The sequence below is a fragment of the Paenibacillus sp. FSL E2-0177 genome, from assembly GCF_037992975.1.
Lineage (GTDB): Bacteria > Bacillota > Bacilli > Paenibacillales > Paenibacillaceae > Paenibacillus_AQ > Paenibacillus_AQ odorifer.
Genome location: NZ_CP150307.1, coordinates 6,441,167 through 6,460,944 on the forward strand (window position 1 = coordinate 6,441,167; position 19,778 = coordinate 6,460,944).

Below are 19,778 nucleotides of genomic sequence, written 5' to 3' on the forward strand. Positions count from 1 at the left end.
ATGCATACCGTCTTAGAAATATGTATTATTATACGACTGAATTAATATAAATACAACACATAGTGTTAACTTTCTTTATTCCTAAATATAATTCTATTTACAAAAAAAGAGAAGCGTAGCTTCTCCTTTCGGAGAAATTACACTTCTCTTTTAAAGCCTTCACCCAGCACCTCATGCGCCTCAGTTATAATCACAAAAGCACTAGTATCTACCGATTGAACAATCGCTTTTAATCTGGAAACCTCATTCTGACCTACTACAACCATTAGCACCGTACGCTCATCACCAGTATAACCGCCATGTGCATCCAGCTTCGTCAGACCCCGATCCAGATCATTCAAAATCGCCTCAGATATTTCTTCCGTCTTGTCCGAGATTATGTAAGCCACCTTTGTATAACGGAAGCCTACCTCTATCGCATTAATGGCCTTACCTGTAACAAACAGACCGATCAGTGCATACAGTGCTTGTTCCATACCGAGTATAAAAGCAGCCAGCACAATGACCGTCCCGTCCAGCAGCACTACAGAAATCGAGAAGCTGAGACCGGATATCTTTTGAATAATCTGCGCCAAAATAGTAAGTCCACCTGTCGAGCCCCGTCCGCGGAACACAAGACCTAACCCCACCCCCACACAGATACCGCCATAAATGGAGGCTAAGAGTGGATTGGTGGTAGGTGCAGGCAAATCTTTTGTCAACAAGATAAAGAGCGGCAACACAAAGCTCCCAAGGAGCGAGCGAACTCCGTATTGTTTACCCAAGAAGATTACCCCGAGTACAAACAACGGAATATTAAGCGCCCATTGCGTAAATGCCGGCTCAGCCCCAAACCAAGCTTCAGCCAATACCGACAGACCGGATACACCACCAGAAGCAATATGATTAGGCAGAAAAAAAAGATTAAACCCCAGCGCTGTAACTAGCGATCCGAGCAAAATTAACATCGTATCCACCACATGTCGGAGTGGCCCATTCAGAGGAATCAGTGGGGGTTTATTACGTGAATTGACTTTTTGCATTTCAAAGGCTCTCCTTAAAGTGTCATCTTGCTCTACGAAAGAAGAAACGGCCATCCCATCCTAATCCATGAATGGTATCCGTTTCCCCCGAAACTCTCTCTTTTATTCTGCCTCAATCTTGATCTGGCTACGCAGGTAACCATCAATGAATACATCAATATCTCCGTCCATAACAGAACCCACATTCCCCGTTTCCACGGAAGTACGGTGATCCTTAACCATGTTATACGGATGGAATACATAGGAACGGATCTGACTGCCCCAAGCAATATCGGATTGCTCACCGCGAATCTCATCCAAATGCTGCTGCTGCTCTTGCAGTTTGCGCTCATATAGCTTGGAACGCAGCATTTTCATCGCTTGTTCGCGGTTTTTGATCTGTGAACGTTCGTTCTGACAGGTTACCACCACACCCGTAGGTAAGTGAGTAATCCGCACCGCAGAGTCTGTGGTATTGATATGCTGTCCACCGGCGCCGCTCGCCCGATACGTATCGATCTTCAAATCCTCAGTACGAATTTCAACTTCTACATCATCGGCAATTTCCGGAACGACATCACAGGATACAAAAGAGGTATGCCGTCTGCCCGAAGAGTCAAACGGAGAAATCCGTACTAGCCGATGTACACCTTTTTCAGCTTTCAGATATCCGTAGGCGTTGAAGCCTTTAATAAGTAGTGTAACACTCTTAATTCCCGCTTCATCACCCGGTAAGTAGTCCAGCACCTCAACCTTGAATCCACGTTTTTCAGCCCAACGGGTATACATCCGCAGTAGCATCTGGCCCCAGTCTTGGGATTCCGTACCGCCCGCACCCGGATGGAGCTCAAGAATAGCATTCAGCTTGTCATACGGCTGGTTAAGTAGCAATTGCAGCTCGAATTCATCCACTTTGCTGCCTAAACTGCTGATCGTCTCCCCAATCTCTGCCGCAAGATCTTCATCGCCCTCTTCATCCGCAAGCTCTGCCATCATCGCAGCATCGTCGTATTCTTGTTGCAGCTTCTCGTATTGATCCACGGACGATTTCACGGCATTCATCTCGCCGATCACGCTCTGTGCCTGCTCTGGATTATCCCAGAAGCCTGGAGCAGCCATTTTTTCTTCAAAGTTCGAGATCATCTCTTGCTTAAGATCTAAGTCAAAGAGACCCCCTAAGGTCAGTTAGTTTCTTGCCTATTTCACGCAGATCCTGCTTTACATTAGCTTCAATCATATGGTCACTTCACCTTTCAAAATAGGTTGTTACGGTCGTCGTTATTGGAAAGTTAGTAATGAGTGAATGTTCAGCCATTCCGAGAAGGATTGGACTTCCGATCGCTGTTGTTTCCAGATTCCTTGAATTGATAACCGCATAGCGGTTGGAATCCCGAAACAAAGGCGAACACTCCGTTTCTCCAGTTCCAAACCTTCTCTCCATTCCACATTCACTCAAAGTGCTAAATATCCAAAAAAAGCGACTGGGCCGTAAACGGGGGATACCCCCGGGCCCAGCCGCTCTTTATGGTTAGTATACCCATAGAGATCAGGGTTAAAGACTTACATCTTCAACACCTGAATATGAGCGCTACTAAACGTTTGTCTTATGCGTTTTGACCGTGGCAGTTCTTGTACTTCTTGCCGCTTCCGCAAGGGCAAAGATCATTACGACCAGCTGCCGCCTCAACATGTACCGGACGTTTCTCAGCAGGTTCGCTGTTAGTGGAAATTTTATTTTCCTCTACAACGGATTGACGCTCCTGATTTGTCTCGATGTGAGCCTTCATAATATAAGTAGCTACTTCTTCTTGAATCGTAGCCGTCATAGTATTAAACATTTCGAATCCTTCGAATTGATACTCGCGAAGTGGATCTGTACCACCGTAAGCACGTAGGTGAATCCCTTGACGCAATTGATCCATCGCATCGATATGATCCATCCACTTGCTGTCCACGGAGCGCAGCACGATTACCTTCTCGAATTCACGTACCAATTCTGAACCTAGGCGTTCTTCACGAGCAGCATATTTCTCAAGTACACGTTCAAAGATGTACTCAATGATCTCTTCTGCTTCCTTGCCCCACAGAATATCACGAGTCAAAGCACCTTCTTCAAGCAGCTTGCTGTTAACGTAATCAGCAACTTCTTGCAGCTCCCAGTTTTCAGGAATATCGTCACTGCAGTGTGCATGAACAATACGTTCAATAACTGGCTTGATCATCTCAAGTACGATATCTTTAATATTTTCAGACTCCAGAATCTCACGGCGTTGTTTATAAATAATTTCACGCTGTTGATTCATCACGTCATCATATTGCAATACGACTTTACGAATATCAAAGTTATTACCTTCAACACGTTTCTGAGCAGATTCCACAGCACGCGTAATCATGCGGCTCTCAATCGGCTGATCTTCCTCAAACCCAAGGCGATCCATCATACTCAAAACGTTGTCAGCGCCGAAACGCTTCATCAACTCATCCCCAAGGGACAAGTAGAATTGTGTAGAACCCGGGTCCCCTTGACGACCCGCACGACCACGCAGCTGGTTATCAATCCGGCGCGATTCATGACGCTCTGTACCAATGATATGCAGACCACCAAGATCTGTCACACCTTCGCCCAGAACGATGTCCGTACCACGACCTGCCATGTTGGTAGCAATCGTAACTGTACCAGGCTGACCTGCATGTGTAATGATTTCAGCTTCCGCAGCGTGATGCTTCGCGTTAAGCACTTGGTGTCTAACGCCTTTGCGCTTCAGCATTTCAGATACGAGCTCTGAATTCTCAATCGACACTGTACCCACAAGTACAGGTTGGTTCTTTTTGTGACGTTCTACAATTTCTGCCACTACAGCGTTGAACTTACCGTTCTCACTCTTGTAGACGACATCCGGCATATCTATGCGCTGATTTGGTTTATTCGTAGGGACTTGAAGAACTTCAAGACCATAAATCTTCTTGAACTCTTCTTCCTCAGTTTTAGCTGTACCTGTCATACCGCCCAATTTGCGATACATACGGAAATAGTTCTGGAAAGTAATCGTAGCAAGCGTCATGCTCTCATTCTGTACTTCGATTTCTTCCTTCGCTTCAATCGCTTGGTGCAAACCGTCACTATAACGACGGCCTGACATTAAACGTCCCGTAAATTCATCAACAATAACGACCTCACCCTCGTTAACAACGTAATCTACGTCACGACGCATAATTACGTTTGCTTTCAGGGCTTGGACGATATGGTGATTCAAGGTTACATGACTGTGATCATACAAGTTCTCAATACCAAAAGCACGTTCAGCAGTAGCTACACCTTTTTCAGTCAAGGCTACGGACTTCACTTTGATATCAACTGTGTAGTCTTCTTCAGCTTTAAGCTTTTTCACAAAACGGTCTGCTGCAAAGTACAATTCAGTAGACTTCTCAGCTTGTCCGGAAATGATAAGAGGTGTACGGGCTTCATCAATAAGAATGGAGTCCACTTCATCAATAATACAGAAATAAAGAGGGCGCTGAACCATTTGTTCTTTATAAAGCACCATGTTGTCACGCAAATAATCGAAACCAAATTCGTTGTTCGTGCCATACGTAATATCGCAGGCGTAAGCATCTTGTTTATCAGCATGGTCCATACCGCTTAGGTTAACCCCAACCGTCATGCCCAGGAAGTTATAGATTTGTGCCATTTGTGCGCTGTCGCGCTGAGCCAAATAGTCATTGACCGTTACTACATGTACGCCTTTACCAAGCAAAGCATTCAGGTAAACCGGCAATGTTCCTACTAGAGTCTTACCTTCACCAGTCTTCATCTCGGAGATTCGGCCTTCATGCAGAGCCATACCACCAATTAATTGTACATCAAAATGCCGCATGCCAAGCGTCCGTTTGGAAGCTTCACGTACGGTTGCAAACGCCTCAGGAAGAATTTCTTCCAAGGTTTCGCCTTTCTCAATACGGGCGCGGAACTCTTCCGTCTTAGCTTTTAAAGCTTCATCGGATAGTGCTACAAATTCCGGCTCCAATCCATTAATTACATCGACTGTCTTCATGAGACGTTTAACGTCACGATCGTTTGTGTCTCCGAATATTTTCTTTACAAGTCCTAGCATGGTTAACCCCTTTCATGCAACACAGATGGTGGAACCGAGCCCATCCTCACAAAATTGAAAGGGCCATTTATAAATTCGATTCCGCTGCTTCATAAATTGTAACAGTTTGTAAGAGATGCCGCAATACAAGGTGTAACAGCCACATTTTTCATATATACGCACAAGAGCCCTATTCGCTATAAGCGAATAGGGGCTCGGTTTAAATTTCTTAAGTCCTGACTAACTCTCGAGGCCCTTTATACTTAGAGCATAACTGGCATCATCGTATCTTAGCCCTGTTCAATCAGTCCATATTTACCATCATCACGTTTGTAAACTACGCTAACTTCCGAGGTGTCGATATTGGAAAACACAAAGAAATTATGTCCTACCATGTTCATTTGAAGAATCGCTTCTTCCACATCCATCGGCTTCATCGTAAAGCGTTTGTTCCTAACCACTTCTAAATCATCATAATCTTGTTCTTCTACAGCAACAGCGGCACTAGCTCCATCCACAAACAGCGTCTTGAGTCCCTCTTGACGGAACTTACGGTTCAGCTTCGTTTTGTGTTTGCGAATTTGGCGTTCCAGCTTGTCCACAACGGCGTCTATGGAAGCATACATGTCATCGCTGCGATCTTCCGCACGAAGCGTCACGCCAGCAAGCGGAATGGTTACTTCCACCGTATGAAGGCCGCGAACTACGCCAAGCGTCACAGACCCTTCAGAGGTAGGGGGTGCTTCGAAATACTTCTCAAGTTTGCTGAGCTTCTTATCAACATACTCTCTCAAAGCGTCGGTCACGTCAATTTGTTGACCTCGAATGGTGAATTGCATGGCCACTCCTCCTTTAGTTACACCTTCATTATACCAAATTGTAAGCGCTAAGTAAAAAGCAATTCCTTACAGCCCTTACATTTAGATAACAAATGTTGTCATAGCGTTCACAAATAAAACAAGTCCGGTGAGAGCAACCAATCGCCCTACCGGACCAAAAGTAAACCTGTCGTTATTATAGTACGGATTCCACTCTTATATTCTCCGAATGAAATCACATAAGGTCAGGCTATTTGGTATGAATTTGAATGATTTCTACAGGAGACCATTGAGAACCCGATCCTGCAATAACATATACCTTATAGGCAGTATTTGCTGCTAAACCAGTTAAAGTCTGTGTATGCTTTACACCAGGAGCAAACGTAAGCGTGTTAGTCCATGGAGCAGCCAATGCAGTACCGCTACCATTTTGACCTAAAGCAATCTGCGCTGCAGTAGGTGCCTTATCATTTGCTGGTAATACTACATATCTAACTGGGGTTGTAGTGCCACCTGTCACACCATATTTAACATATACATCTGCTGTAACTGTACTAACTTGTCCTGGCTCAAAAAGCGAAATCGAGCTAGCAGTAGCTTGAGCAGTAGTCAACCGAACTGTCGTTACAGTAGACAAGTTACCAGCTGCATCCGCAAGCGTGATATATGTTGCATATTCTGTACCAGGATTCAATCCGTAAACAGAGAACGTAACCGATGTGTTAGCTACAGTCGCAACACTACCATGGATACCACTTGCAGTCCCGTTACTAATTTGTCCTTTTTCCACCTGCAATGCAGTTGGAGCAGTTACATCAGCATTATAAGGAGCTACAACATAGTATACTGCACCAGTTACGGAAGGTGTCAGGTATACATCCGCTGTGACCGAACCAACATTACCGTAGGTTGCCCCACTTACTGTTGGCGCTGTGCTACTTCCACCACCGTTACCACCGCCAGAACCTCCGCCCGTACTACCACCTGGAGCAGCAGTTGGTGTTGGTGTAGCTGTTGGTGTCGGAGTAGCCGTTGGAGTTGGTGTAGGTGTTACACCACCACTTGTGCCACTACCAGGATAATAGATAGCTGAAGTATTGATAATACCTACAGCCTCGGCACGTGTTAACGATCTCTTAGGACCAAAGGTTCCATCTGGATAACCGTTAACAATCTTCTTTTCCACTGCGGCTGCTACAGCACCTTTTGCCCATGCTGCAATTTGTGCATTGTCTTTAAATTTGTTCGAAGTTGTATTGGTGCTCAATTTAAGTAATTTTGCAGTAATTACAGCTGCTTCTTCTCTTGTAAGCGGATTATTAGGACGGAACGTATTATCCTCGTATCCTCCGATATATCCAGCTTCCACAGCTTTAGCCACTTCACTGTAATTCCAGTTTGTGCTCTTCATGTCTTTGAAAGTTACTGTTGCTTTAGTTGTAAAACCTAACAGGCGATTTACCATAGTCACATACTCACCACGCGTAATTGCTTTGTTTGGTTTCACCGTTCCATCTGGGTAGCCTCCAAGGTAACCTCTATCTAGCCATTCCTGCAGCTGACCTTGTGCCCAGTGGCCTTGAATATCCTTAGGTACAGTTGCAGCAGATACGCTGCCGAGAGACCCCAATAACATACTAGTACCTAATATTCCGGTCATAAGACCGCGCCACATCTTCTTCATCCTGCTAATCACCCTCCTAATTGTTTTGATAGCTTAGGCTATATTGAATTTCTTCGTGAATGTAGTAACCTAGGCTAACATAGTGTGTGTCGAGGTAAGATAAACAGCTCAACGTATATCTATTACCCACCTTTTGCAGAGTTCTAACATTTTCCATAAAATGAATTTACAAAATAGGCTATTTTCTTTACTAGGATTGGCTATACTAGACACATATGAACGCACAAAAAAAGGATCTTGGAAGATTCCAAGATCCCTGCTAGCGCTGTCTAAATTGCTAACCATCTACTTATATGTAGTCGGCTTCGCCGGATGATTATAATTTGATTACGTTAGCTGCTTGTGGTCCACGTGCACCTTCAACGATATCGAATTCTACGGATTGACCTTCATCCAATGTCTTGAAACCATCAGTTTGAATCGCGGAAAAGTGTACGAATACGTCGCCACCGTCTGCAGTCTCGATAAAACCATAACCTTTTTCTGCGTTAAACCATTTTACTTTACCTTCCATTGATTAAACATTCCCTTCGTCATCAGATGAACGTGAGTCTTGCTCACAATTCGACTATACCACCGTAACTTCTTTATTGTCAATTGGAAAAGAAAATGTTTACATTCAATAATTTACCACGTAAAATAAACTATTAAATTTTCCATAAACAAGAAATAGATTCGGTACAATGATCAAAAAAAGGAGCAGACGGTATTTAATACCCGTCTACTCCTATAGTGAAACACTGATAAATTATTTTTTGCGATCCATAAGGAAACTGTCTGGGGTGTAGGCGGCCTCATAGGCGTTGCGTTGTGTTTTGGCCTGATTCCGCTTCTGCAGCCAGTCTTGAGCTTCGAAGCGAAGAGCGTTCATTCTATCTAAGATCACATTATCATGTTCCAAAATTCGATTAATTTCTTGCTTTTGTGCAGGCGTTGCTCGACAAATTTTGGCTTCTTCTGCAATTGAATCGACAAGTTTCTGGCGCTCGTCCACAAAAGCCTCCATCTCCTCATAGGTGGTCTCTTGAAGACGCTCTTCGATCTCCCGGGTGAGTTGATCCAGACTCCGGATTAATTCATCCATGAGCACTTTCAGCCTGTCCCTGACCTGCAGCGATTTTGGATGCTTGTAGCCAAGTTTCCCGAAGCTCAGTTAAGTAGCCAATAGCCTCTTCTGCCTTTTCTGGGCTTTTGCGAATATTGGCTTCAATTAAAAGATGATTAGTATATTCATAAAGTGAGAACAAATTCTTAGAAACTTCATAAGAATGATCTAATGTAGACATTAGTTCACTCATAATTGTCTGGGCCTTCCCAAAATTAAGATTTGTTTTCTCAAAGTCTTTTTTTGTAAGTCCATCAATTGCTGTTCTCACAAAACGGATCGCTCCGTCGTACAGCATGATCACCAACTGTGCAGGGGTTGAGGTTTGGACTGAAGACTTGCGGTATGTCTCATAAGGAGATCTAATCAAAAAACTCACCCTCTTTATAATAATTATATTAACTGGATAACAGACTGGAAGATTGTGTCGTTAGCTTATTCATAGCTGTCTCCATCGCTGAAAACTGTTTATAATAACGAGTCTCAGCATTTGTTAATATTGTCAGCATGTTGTTTATTCGAGTATTGTAATCTTTGAGCTTTTTACCCATAACACTCTCTTCTTTAAATGTACTAGTGACGTCAGCAGTATACTTGTTAGTACCTGCACGTATAGAGATACTTTCCAATGGTTTAGCCAATGTATCTCCCAATTTATCAAAAAGCCCCTCATTTGGTTCACTAGCAGAACCTTGGAATAAATCTATTACACTTTGAGGATTATTACTAATCGCTAATTTGAGTTTCGCTTCATTAATTATTAATTTTCCGCCCTCAGAATAATTCCCCGTTGTAATGCCCAACTCACTTAGTTTACCCATTTTTTCAGAGATAACCATACGCATGGACGATATGGTTGATCTTAAGATGTCATCATTTTTAAGAAGCCCGCTCTGAGCCTTCTGAGTCCAAGTTAGAATTTCACTTTCTTTCATTTCCTTCTTTTGCTCATCAGTAAGAGGAGTGAAATCACTATATTTAGCTTCATTCACTTTCTTGTTAAACAATTCAAGTAGACTGTTATAATCTTCAATAAAACTTTTTATATTTTTGATAGCATTATCTGGATCAGATTGATTACTGATCTTGGTTGTTCCGTTCCCACCAGTTTCAGCAAGCAATGTAAGTTGTACTCCATTTATAGTGAACGTATTACTCTTTTGTTTTATGTCGCTAGAACCATTTATGCTGATAACAGCGTCTAATCCAGGTTTTGTGTCCGTCAAACTTCCATCTTGATTGGTATATTGCTTTATACCATTAAAAACATTACTAAGTATGGTGTTATCTGCTCCTAATACTATTTTCCCATCCATACTTGTCGGATCATTACTCGGAGCACCACTTGTCTTAGATCGAATAATCAATTTCCCTGTGATCTCATCAAAACTTGCGATAACACCGGCTTTACTGTCAGCATTAATTGTTGATACTAAAGTAGAAATAGACGTAGCTCCAGTAAATAAAGATTTCGTTGCATCATTCACGCTACTGAAGCTAACGCCGTTAATATTTAGAGTATAATCTTTTTCCTTTTCTGCATCAGTAAGATCGTTAAAAGCTTTACCTGTTACAAGTTCTGCCAGTGTTGTTTTCCCAGTTTTATTTAGCCCTACTCCATTTGTCTCTAACGTAGTACTGGTTGCTAACTGCTTTACTGTGACATCCATATCTATTCCGTTAGCGGTGGATGTCGACTCGGCTTTGACTGCACTGGTATTACCAGTAACAACAGCTTTATTTGAGTTTAATGCAGATGATAAATTATATTTATCCGATAACTTATTAATTCGAAAGTCATATAGTTTACTACTGATTTCACGGTAGCTATCTCTGGTCCAATTCAAAATTTCTTTTTGTTGGTATAGTTTGTCCAGTGGGACACGCTTGACGGCCATCATACTCTTGACCATACTATCTATGTCCATCCCTGAAAACCCATTAATTCTTGTAACCAAATTAGTACCCCCTACATTATATTTTTTCGTCTACAAGAATACCTGCAATTTCCATCATTTTAGCTACTAAATCCAGAGTCTTCTCTGGTGGTACTTCACGAATAAGTTCTCCGGTTTCCTTATTAAGCACTTTTACAATAATATCATGCGTTTTCTCGTGGATGCTGATTGCTAGTGCGGTTTGGGGACCCTGTAGAGATTTCACTGCTCGCTCAATCGTACGAATAAGCTGTTCCTCAGCAACGGTTATATTCTCCCCTTGCTTTTCTTTCAGACTGATATCTTTAGCATCGCGAATAGTAACCGTATTACTTTGAACCTTCTCCGGTAAAGCTCCAGATGTTACCTCATTTCTGCTTTGTCCGAAAGACATAGAACTGGCAGATAAAGAAAACTGTACATTCATATACCCCGACCTCCAACAGCGCTCATATTATACTCTATATATCGGTTGATTTCTGGGATACTTTAGGACTTATCCTTGAGAATATAGAAATATAAGTTTCTCTCGATTATGCTTCAAATGCTTATAGCCTCCGAGACCCTAGTCTGAATATTAGTTTCATTGTTAAGGTTATTAGTTTTTTACGCGAGCTTATTTTTCAAACTAAACAAGCAAAACAAAACAAGCCTCTCCGTAGAGAAGCCTTAAAAGGTGATTAGTTATATATTATTCTTAAACATAATGCTCTCAAAAAAAACAATATACCTAATCCTTGTTCATCTTCCACTCACACAACAAGAAGTCTTCTTCGGTATCAATATCATAAGATCTGCTATTAGGCATAATAAATGCTGAAGTTTCTTCTGTTATAAATGACTTTGCTCTAAACAACCATTCTATCTCTGCAACATAAACTGCACCATTCAAAATATAAACAGGTGGTAAATCTTGCCGCCTAATCCCGATTTCTTTTTTTGTGATAATAGGTTTCATTAATCCACTATCTTGCAAAGTATACATCCAATAGGGTAATATTTCTGTCTCTGTCATACTGACGCATGCAGGTACCCCTGAAACTATTAGTTGTTCAATACAAGCATCAATATCCTCAGTTAAGCGCAATGGTGATGTCGGTTGTAGTAGAACTACAATATCATAGCCAGGCAACTCTCCCAATGCATGAAACACCGGATCCAATCCTAAGGATTCATCCTCTGCAAGATGCTTCGGGCGAACAAAAGGGATCTCTGCTCCATATTCCTTTGCTACTTCGATTATTTCGGAGTCTTCTGATGATACAATTAACCTATCTATATATTTAGATTTTCGCCCAGCCTCTATCGTCCATGCAATCAAAGGTTTCCCTGCTAATTCACGAATATTTTTTCTTGGAAGCCCTTTTGAGCCACCGCGTGCGGGGATAATGGCTAGTATTTTTTTATTTTTTATCATACTAAGCCTCCATAAAATTCATAGTTAGCCTTTTCATAATCATCCAATCGTCCTATATCAAGCCAATACTCTCTCAAGGGAAAAGCTGACGCGTCTATTTGTTCATTCATCAATTTCTTAAAAAGATCTGGCATATCATAAAATTCATTTTGAGGAATCTCACTTAAAACCTCAGGACTTAACACATAAATACCTGCATTAACAAAACTTTTATGAATCGGTTTTTCTTCAATCGATAACAAGCGGTGATTCTCCATCTCTAAAACACCATATGGTATCTGATACTCATACTCCCTTACACACATTGTCGCAACAGAATTGGTTTCACTATGAAAATTGAGTAGTTGCTCATAGTTAACTTTAGTCAAAAGATCTCCATTCATCACAAAAAAAGGATGGTCGGGCTTCTCCACTATAAGTGACAATGCACCTGCTGTACCGAGCCTCTTTGTTTCTTCTATATATGATATATTTACATCGAGATGAGATCCATCTTGAAAATAATCTTTAATTATTTCCTTCTTATAATTTACCGACAAAATGAAATTAGTAAATCCAAAACCTTTAAAACTTTCAATAATTGTTTCTAAAATAGGTTTGTCTCCAACTTTCAACATAGGTTTCGGCACATGATCCGTCAAAGGACGAAGTCTCGTCCCAAGACCGCCAGCCATTAATATAACGGTATTTTCTTTTTGCGACGTTTCTACTATATTATCCACAAAAATAACATCAAGAATCTGCTTTTCTTGATTTACAATCGGCAGTTGCTTTAATTTCAGCTTTTTCATTACTTCTTTATAATAAAACTGCTTCTTTCCAGCGTTTTCGTATATAGGAGTTTCATTCATGACTTTTTGAATTGAAGTATCTAAAGATAAACCCTTTAAGAGTCCTCGGCGAATGTCGCCATCTGTAACGGTCCCAAGTATACACCTGTTTTCATCTACGACTATTGCGAATTGTAATGCAGAATCATCAATTAATTTCATAGTTTGCAAAATCGTTACTTGAGGGCTTATCAAAATTTTTCTCCACTTTGTCATTATTCTACACTTCCTTAGCGGGAGTTCCGTATGCCTTGCTTCTATCCCTTATCGTCTGCAAAACTAGCGATCCTGCTCCAATTATTACTTGACTTCCAATCTGAACGTTTTGAATAATTGTCGATCCTGCTCCAATATGTGTTAAATCACCGACTATCACGTTTCCAGAAAGTGTAACTCCCGGCGCAATGTGAGAACTACTTCCAACTGAGCAGTCGTGGTTGATACTTGAAGATGTGTTTATAATAGTATTATCGGCAACACTTGCAAAAGATTCAATAACAGCACTCGCCATAATTTGCACACCCTCACCTAATTTTGAGTAAGGAGAAATAATTGCATTTCGATGAATGACTGAGGAAAATGTATAACCCTTTGTTTTAAATTGCTGAAATATATCCGCTCTAATATAAGGTACTCCAATAGAACCTAAACAAAGTACAAGTTCAATATCAGAAATATTGTATGAGTCAATGACTTTATCTGTGCCAAGATATGAAAGTCCAAAACGATTCTCTTGTTTTTCCGGTGCTGTGAAACCCATAATTGAACGTTTTTGCTGTAACAGAATATCAGTTATAACCGCTGCGTGGCCACCGTTTCCAATAAGGATGACAGGCTTACTCATCAATTAGCTCATCTTCACTATAGCTTTTCGATGCCTTTTTACCGATTAGTGACCAATATTGCGAAGGAGCCATACCACTTCCCGGTCTTTTGACAGTTAAATTTTCTTTAGTAATAGTATCTCCAATCATAATTGACTTCGCAGCTACTAAGCTTTTACGAGCAGCGATTTGATTTGTCTGCTCTTTGATAGTTGGCTTTTTATTTCCATCTCCTAATGAGAGTTCAATAATGCGGATTGCCTTCACCATCTCTTGTAATTCATCTGGCTCTAAGGATGCGAGGTGGTCTGGACCGGGCAACAGCCTACTTGTTGTAAAATGTTTTTCAATAACCTGAGCACCACGGGCAACCGCAGCTACAGGCACGTATATCCCCTCTGAATGATCAGATAACCCCACATCTAATTGGGTCTCTCTTGTTAAATGATCAATCGCCTGCAAATTAATATCTCCGTATGGAGTTGGATATTCAGTTGTACAGTGCAATACCGTTACATAATCCTTCAACCACTTCTTTGCCTCAGAGGAGGGGTAAAACTTTTGCACAGCTTCTATTTTCACTTCATCTGTTGGATACGCCAGACCGTAGGCAATGAAGGACAAAGATTCATGTATATCCTCAATAGTTGCCATACCTGTTGATAAAATTATTGGTTTACGTTTTGTAGCAATATAATGAACGAACGGTGTGTTTGTTAATTCACCAGACGAAATTTTCACAGTACGAATCGCGAGTTCATCTACTAAAAAATCGATACTTTCACGATCAAAGGGTGTAGATAAAAATTCGATTTTTTTCTCATCGCAATAAGCCTTAATTTGGAAAAACTCTTCATACGAAAGTTCTAGATTCTTTAACATTGCAAATTGTGAGGTCTCTTCTCCAATGTTCTCCACTTGATACTCTGCCTGTTTTGCATTTTTGGTGACAAGATTTTCTGTCTTATAGGTTTGAAATTTTACCGCATCTACTCCAGCTAGCACTGCTGCGTCAACTAGTCTAAAAGCAAGATCAAGAGAACCATTATGATTTACACCAGCTTCGGCGATTATATATACTTGATTGTTCATAAGTCATAAAACTCCTTCTGAATCAAATAGGAAGGTATATCTTTAAGAATTTCCACTATTTTGCGAGAAGCATTTCCATCACCAAAGAGCTGTTCATACGGCCCAGCATATTGCAGAGCTTGTTCAATGCCATTTTTAATAGATTCTTCGTCTAACTCAACATCAAAAACCGATGACGGTCTATGTCTCCCCGCCTGTCTATTACCACAATTTACAGTAGGCGTTTGTAGATAGGGGACTTCAATAAGCCCACTGGATGAATTACCAATAACAGATTCAGCATGTTTAACTGCACTCAAGTACCGCAATTGCCCTAGCGAATCAAACAAGAAGGCAGTCTCATTTTGTTTAGTATATTTTTCGATCTCTTCGTTAATATAACGTCCACCATTATCGGCATTCGCTTTTGTAAAGAGCAAGTTCACATTTGTATATTCACTTAAAGCCCTTAATAACGGATGAATTCCATCCCTATCTCCATGTGTTTCAGGATGATATGTAATAAGCAAAAGTGACTTGTTTTTATCAAGACTTAACTGATTGTATAGCTCATCTTTTGATAAAAGTGGCACTTTCAAAATATTTTCAATTCCTAACGCACCAACATTCCACACTCGATCTGGTGATTCACCAAGTTGAATTACTCGTTGTTTATGTTCTTCGGTACTAGTGAAATGCCACGTGGCCAACTTCGTAATAGAGTGACGAATAGAGTCATCAAATGCGCCAAAGGTTAACTCTCCACCATGTAAATGTGCAATCGGGATACCGATGATTAGTGCAGCCTGTGACACAGCCAGCATTTCAAATCGATCTCCTAAGATAACAATTAAATCAGGCTTTAATTGATCAAGTACATCCGCAAATCCTATTGTTGCAATTCCAATTGATTTAACTACACCTACAGAGGTATCTGATGACAAGAGTATCTCTACTTTTTTATCAATTGTAAATCCATCTTCCTCAATTTGCTTATAAGTTAGGCCAAATTCAGGAGATAAATGCATCCCAGTAACAACTAATTGTAGTTCCAATTCAGCATTAGAATGGATTTCTTTCATCAACCAATACAACAACCCATATTCAGATCGTGTTCCAGTGACAACACAAATTTTACGTTTATTCATGATTGATTACCCCTTTCAAAGAGGAGTCGATGGAATGTTAATAACTCTTTTATTCAGCTCATTTGTCACTGTCAAATCACCTTTTGGACAATGCATATAAGGAGTTAACTCATTCATTGGCGTCCAAATTGGCCTTGCCATTGCTCCATCCTTATTCAATAAATCTAGCACGTCATCACGACTGTGTTGCTCCGAATCAAGGATAATGGTTTGAAGCCAGTAATTACTCGTACCAAATGCAGGTTCTACAAATAATTCTACTCCATCTATTTGCTCAAACAACTTTTTATAACTTTGAGTTAACACTCTTTTTTTTGCAAGAAATACATCCATCTTTTCAATTTGGGCACATCCTAGAGCCGCATTAATATTGGGCATTCGGTAATTATACCCTATCTCATCATGACGGTATTCCCAACGATGCGGTATTTTGGCAGTTGTAGTAATATGTTTTGCATAGTCTGCAAGTTGTTCGTCATTCGTTAATATCGCCCCACCGCCACCAGTGGTCATGATTTTGTTACCATTAAAACTGAGCGCGCCTACAAGGCCAAATCCCCCAGTGTGCTTTCCCTTATAATAAGAACCCAGTGATTCCGCTGCATCTTCGACAAGAACAAGATTATACCGTTTACAAACATCAATTAACGGATCAATATCTACAGGATGACCAAATGTATGCATGGGAACTATAGCCCGTATTACACGGCCCGTCATTTTATTAATGAGCTGATTATTGTGTATCTCACCAATCTCTCGAATATATTCTTCAAGTTTTTTGGGATCAATGCCTAATGTTTCTTCAGAAACATCAATAAAATGAGGAACTGCCTGTAAGTAAGAAACCGCGTTTGCTGTTGCTATAAATGTAAGCGCCGGCATAAAAACCTCATCATTCGCCTGCACACCAGCAATTTTTAACGCAATATGCAAAGCAGCAGTACCATTAACAACAGCAATAGCTCGCTTCACACCTGTATATTCTACAAGCCTCTTCTCAAACTCATCGACATATTTACCAACAGATGAGACCCACCCCGTTCGAATACAGTCCGTTGCATACTCAACTTCTTTGTCACTGAAGGTAGGCTCATGTAAGGGAATAAAGTCTTTATTACCATAAATTTCTTTTATGCCCTGAATTATTTCCTGCCACTGCTTGTTCATATGTTATATGCATCTGCCTTATATTTTGATAAATTCGCGGGATCTGTAAACCAATCAACTGTCTCTTTTAATCCACGTTTAAATCCTTCTATTCCACCGTATGATGGTTCCCAGCCGAGCAATTCTTTCGCTTTTTGATTATCTGCCCACAATCGTTCCACCTCACTTTTTTCAGGACGAAAGCGAACTTCATCTGTTTCAATTTCAAGTTTTTTGTCCATTACATCAGCAATAGTCTTAACTGTGTCTCCTATTGAAATTTCATAATTACTACCTATATTAATCACTTCACCAAGTGCTTTTTCACTATTCATAATTGAAATAAACCCACTCACAGTATCTTTAACATAATTAAAATCTCTCGTCGGACTTAAAGCACCCAGTTTGATCTTCTCCTTACCCGATGCAATCTGTGTGATAATCGTCGGAATAACAGCACGTGCAGATTGACGTGGCCCATACGTATTAAACGGTCTGATAATTGCTACTGGCGTTTCAAACGAACGATAAAAAGATAATGCCATTTGATCTGCACCAATTTTCGATGCAGAATACGGTGATTGTCCCTGTAAAGGATGTTCTTCATTAATAGGTACATATTGAGCAGTTCCATATACTTCACTAGTTGACGTATGAATTACTTTAGAAACACCAAGCTCTCGTGCTGCTTGAAGTATATTTAATGTTCCTTTTATATTTGTATCTACATACGTATCTGGAGAATGGTAGGAATAAGGAATTGCAATTAACGAGGCCAGATGCAAAACCATATTGCACCCCTTCATAGCTTCTTTTACTCCATGTGGATCACGAATATCACCTGAAAATACATCTAACTCTCTCTTAACATCACCTGATAACGAGTCAAGCCATCCCCACGAGTTGAATGAGTTATAATAGACGAAAGCTCGTACATCATATCCCTGGCGTATAAGTTCTTCTACTAAATGTGAGCCGATGAATCCGTCCGCTCCTGTTATTAATACCTTATTCTTCATTTACATTCACCCTTTAGAATAAAACTTTTGAATCTCATCATCGTTTAATAATAGTTCTAAATATTTCTTTAGTTTTATAAATAACACGTGAATACTATCTCTCATTTCTTTTCTTTGATCATTTGTAGTCTGTGTCTCATTATAATTGTATTCAAAATGATTACTTATTCTTTGAACATCGTCTATCAGCTGATTTAATAAAGAACCTTCAACGAGCGGCTCTTTTCTTAACTTCTTCACGCTTTTCAACAACGTTCTTATATCGGAAATATTAACTATATTTTCACGTATTTTTTTCATTTTTCTTTCTTCTACTTTTACCACATCAAGAATTTGATATAGATTTTTTATTACATCAATTGCTTTTTCTTTCCCAATGACTTTCGTTATGTTTTCATTAACATTAAAAGAAACATTTTTTTCAAACCTCTGGTAATTAATTTTTTCAGAAGGGATATATGGAACGTGGTTAATCTTTGCACCTTTTGCCGAAACATTATAAATTTTGATATGATCCTTTATAAGATTCGTTAATTGATTGAATGAATCTATCTGTGCGTATAGTGTTTCAGAAGTTAAAACCTTTCGCCCATCATTACTATCTACCCATAATTCCTCTTCTATCCTAACTCCTTCATGTATTGTTATACCTTCGGCATAGTATTTCTTATCAATAAAGGATAAATCCTGCCCAATTAAATAGACTTCTTCAAATCCAAGTTGATGTGTTAGGTTTAAGGTAGAGATAGCGACCGAAGCAACAGATATAAATCGAGTCATTTCAGGAAATAAACTTCCCGTAATACCATCCATCTCACTTAACATTTTCAGAGCAGGACCCTGATGGTTTTCCACAATCAAATGATGTGTCATAGTATCAAATATTGCAATACCTTTATACTCTAGTCCTTTGAAGTGAGCTTCATAATTTGTTAAACTAGCGTCAATAGAAACAACAAAATCAGGATGAATATCATATTTCATCAACGCCCTTAAAGCAGATCCTACACAAAAAACATACATATGATCTTTTGCTTTTTTGATAAAATCTATATTATCCGTTAAAGAAGGGCCAGAAGCGACTAATATAGCTCCTTTTCCTCGAAACTCGCCCAACAACTTATCTATAGGATCCATTTCATAGGTGTATACTAAGTTTAGTATAGGCTCTATGATCCAATTTTTTTTAAAAAAATTCACTGTATTATTATTGATTACATACAAGCTCAAGCTTTTTTCTATTAGTTTTAGAGTATCATTTATAAGTACCGAATCAGTTTGGTCATACTTAGGATGAATAATTATTTGCGAAGAAAGTCCTCTAAATTGTTCTAAAATAGAAGTTATCATTATTGGCAGTAAATCTTTCAAATAATAAAATTCAATATTTTTACTTTTTTTTATTTCATTTAATGTGACATTGTTCAATTTAACTTCTTGAAAGGGCTCAATTATAATTACCTTCGGAATATCTTGATAGACTGAATGAAGCGTTTCAACAATCTCACCATTTCCAATGCCTATTACAAATGTAATTTTATTTTTCTCTGATATTTCTTTTTTTAAAAGTTTAGCTATTTCTCTCTTAGGAGAGATTTTAGAATTTAATGGAATATTTACACAATCTGATTTATAAATATATATCTGACTTCCATCATCGGCTGTTCCATTTATTATTTCATACATG

Annotated in this window: 18 protein-coding genes; all 18 read right to left on the minus strand. The window is 39.8% G+C overall.

The window, feature by feature from the left end:
* Window positions 1-137 precede the first annotated feature (137 nt).
* Window positions 138-1,022, minus strand: a complete 885-nt coding sequence (locus MHI25_RS28725; RefSeq protein ID WP_036678511.1) for a YitT family protein — start codon at window positions 1,020-1,022, stop codon at window positions 138-140.
* Between the two features lie 102 nt (window positions 1,023-1,124).
* Window positions 1,125-2,238, minus strand: a protein-coding gene (prfB, locus tag MHI25_RS28730; RefSeq protein WP_139329815.1) for a peptide chain release factor 2 whose coding sequence is annotated in 2 segments (ribosomal slippage) — window positions 1,125-2,165 and window positions 2,167-2,238 — 1,113 coding nt in all. Because the reading frame shifts where the segments join, the coding sequence is not laid out codon by codon here.
* Between the two features lie 367 nt (window positions 2,239-2,605).
* Complete coding sequence (gene secA, locus MHI25_RS28735) at window positions 2,606-5,113, minus strand: preprotein translocase subunit SecA (RefSeq protein WP_036678509.1); 2,508 nt, start codon at window positions 5,111-5,113, stop codon at window positions 2,606-2,608.
* Window positions 5,114-5,382: 269 nt separating this feature from the next.
* The gene (gene raiA, locus MHI25_RS28740) at window positions 5,383-5,931 is read right to left on the minus strand and encodes a ribosome-associated translation inhibitor RaiA (RefSeq protein WP_036678506.1); all 549 of its coding nucleotides are present in this window, start codon (window positions 5,929-5,931) and stop codon (window positions 5,383-5,385) included.
* Between the two features lie 229 nt (window positions 5,932-6,160).
* On the minus strand, window positions 6,161-7,594 hold the full coding sequence (locus MHI25_RS28745) for an S-layer homology domain-containing protein (protein WP_340394691.1): 1,434 nt from the start codon (window positions 7,592-7,594) through the stop codon (window positions 6,161-6,163).
* 316 nt (window positions 7,595-7,910) lie between these two features.
* A complete protein-coding gene (locus MHI25_RS28750; RefSeq protein WP_019915069.1) occupies window positions 7,911-8,108 on the minus strand; it encodes a cold shock domain-containing protein in 198 nt (65 codons plus the stop codon).
* Window positions 8,109-8,342: 234 nt separating this feature from the next.
* The gene (locus MHI25_RS28755; protein WP_076301432.1) at window positions 8,343-8,678 is read right to left on the minus strand and encodes a flagellar protein FliT; all 336 of its coding nucleotides are present in this window, start codon (window positions 8,676-8,678) and stop codon (window positions 8,343-8,345) included.
* On the minus strand, window positions 8,671-9,078 hold the full coding sequence (gene fliS / locus MHI25_RS28760) for a flagellar export chaperone FliS (protein ID WP_340394692.1): 408 nt from the start codon (window positions 9,076-9,078) through the stop codon (window positions 8,671-8,673). Before fliS ends, MHI25_RS28755 begins: the two co-directional genes overlap by 8 nt.
* A gap of 19 nt (window positions 9,079-9,097) precedes the next feature.
* Window positions 9,098-10,657 carry a flagellar filament capping protein FliD gene (fliD, locus tag MHI25_RS28765; protein ID WP_081393510.1) on the minus strand — a complete coding sequence of 520 codons (1,560 nt, stop codon included), beginning with the start codon at window positions 10,655-10,657 and terminating at the stop codon, window positions 9,098-9,100.
* Window positions 10,658-10,673: 16 nt separating this feature from the next.
* Entirely contained in the window at window positions 10,674-11,063 is a 390-nt protein-coding gene (locus MHI25_RS28770; RefSeq protein ID WP_076123876.1) for a flagellar protein FlaG, read from the minus strand.
* A gap of 303 nt (window positions 11,064-11,366) precedes the next feature.
* The gene (locus tag MHI25_RS28775) at window positions 11,367-12,053 is read right to left on the minus strand and encodes an acylneuraminate cytidylyltransferase family protein (RefSeq protein ID WP_076123878.1); all 687 of its coding nucleotides are present in this window, start codon (window positions 12,051-12,053) and stop codon (window positions 11,367-11,369) included.
* Window positions 12,050-13,099 (minus strand): nucleotidyltransferase family protein, encoded by a 1,050-nt coding sequence (locus MHI25_RS28780; protein ID WP_076123880.1) that lies wholly within the window; start codon window positions 13,097-13,099, stop codon window positions 12,050-12,052. Before MHI25_RS28780 ends, MHI25_RS28775 begins: the two co-directional genes overlap by 4 nt.
* Window positions 13,100-13,103: 4 nt before the next feature.
* Window positions 13,104-13,727 (minus strand): acetyltransferase, encoded by a 624-nt coding sequence (locus MHI25_RS28785; RefSeq protein ID WP_076182097.1) that lies wholly within the window; start codon window positions 13,725-13,727, stop codon window positions 13,104-13,106.
* Complete coding sequence (gene neuB, locus MHI25_RS28790; protein ID WP_076123884.1) at window positions 13,720-14,799, minus strand: N-acetylneuraminate synthase; 1,080 nt, start codon at window positions 14,797-14,799, stop codon at window positions 13,720-13,722. The genes MHI25_RS28785 and neuB overlap by 8 nt, the downstream gene beginning before the upstream one ends.
* On the minus strand, window positions 14,796-15,926 hold the full coding sequence (gene neuC / locus MHI25_RS28795) for a UDP-N-acetylglucosamine 2-epimerase (protein WP_076123886.1): 1,131 nt from the start codon (window positions 15,924-15,926) through the stop codon (window positions 14,796-14,798). The genes neuB and neuC overlap by 4 nt, the downstream gene beginning before the upstream one ends.
* Window positions 15,927-15,941: 15 nt before the next feature.
* Window positions 15,942-17,093: a LegC family aminotransferase gene (locus MHI25_RS28800; RefSeq protein ID WP_076123888.1), complete on the minus strand. Its 1,152-nt coding sequence runs from the start codon at window positions 17,091-17,093 to the stop codon at window positions 15,942-15,944.
* A complete protein-coding gene (locus MHI25_RS28805; protein WP_340394693.1) occupies window positions 17,090-18,091 on the minus strand; it encodes an NAD-dependent 4,6-dehydratase LegB in 1,002 nt (333 codons plus the stop codon). The genes MHI25_RS28800 and MHI25_RS28805 overlap by 4 nt, the downstream gene beginning before the upstream one ends.
* A 6-nt stretch (window positions 18,092-18,097) precedes the next feature.
* Window positions 18,098-19,777 carry a 6-hydroxymethylpterin diphosphokinase MptE-like protein gene (locus MHI25_RS28810; protein WP_254856997.1) on the minus strand — a complete coding sequence of 560 codons (1,680 nt, stop codon included), beginning with the start codon at window positions 19,775-19,777 and terminating at the stop codon, window positions 18,098-18,100.
* Between the last annotated feature and the right edge of the window lies 1 nt (window position 19,778).

Coding starts and splice junctions, on each gene's coding strand:
- secA (WP_036678509.1), bottom strand. CDS start 5,113: ATGCTAGGACTTGTAAAGAAAATATTCGGAGACACAAACGATCGTGAC.
- MHI25_RS28725 (WP_036678511.1), bottom strand. CDS start 1,022: ATGCAAAAAGTCAATTCACGTAATAAACCCCCACTGATTCCTCTGAAT.
- MHI25_RS28770 (WP_076123876.1), bottom strand. CDS start 11,063: ATGAATGTACAGTTTTCTTTATCTGCCAGTTCTATGTCTTTCGGACAA.
- MHI25_RS28750 (WP_019915069.1), bottom strand. CDS start 8,108: ATGGAAGGTAAAGTAAAATGGTTTAACGCAGAAAAAGGTTATGGTTTT.
- MHI25_RS28755 (WP_076301432.1), bottom strand. CDS start 8,678: ATGGATGAATTAATCCGGAGTCTGGATCAACTCACCCGGGAGATCGAA.
- neuB (WP_076123884.1), bottom strand. CDS start 14,799: ATGAACAATCAAGTATATATAATCGCCGAAGCTGGTGTAAATCATAAT.
- MHI25_RS28745 (WP_340394691.1), bottom strand. CDS start 7,594: ATGAAGAAGATGTGGCGCGGTCTTATGACCGGAATATTAGGTACTAGT.
- MHI25_RS28780 (WP_076123880.1), bottom strand. CDS start 13,099: ATGACAAAGTGGAGAAAAATTTTGATAAGCCCTCAAGTAACGATTTTG.
- raiA (WP_036678506.1), bottom strand. CDS start 5,931: ATGCAATTCACCATTCGAGGTCAACAAATTGACGTGACCGACGCTTTG.
- MHI25_RS28775 (WP_076123878.1), bottom strand. CDS start 12,053: ATGATAAAAAATAAAAAAATACTAGCCATTATCCCCGCACGCGGTGGC.
- MHI25_RS28805 (WP_340394693.1), bottom strand. CDS start 18,091: ATGAAGAATAAGGTATTAATAACAGGAGCGGACGGATTCATCGGCTCA.
- MHI25_RS28785 (WP_076182097.1), bottom strand. CDS start 13,727: ATGAGTAAGCCTGTCATCCTTATTGGAAACGGTGGCCACGCAGCGGTT.
- MHI25_RS28800 (WP_076123888.1), bottom strand. CDS start 17,093: ATGAACAAGCAGTGGCAGGAAATAATTCAGGGCATAAAAGAAATTTAT.
- neuC (WP_076123886.1), bottom strand. CDS start 15,926: ATGAATAAACGTAAAATTTGTGTTGTCACTGGAACACGATCTGAATAT.
- MHI25_RS28810 (WP_254856997.1), bottom strand. CDS start 19,777: ATGTATGAAATAATAAATGGAACAGCCGATGATGGAAGTCAGATATAT.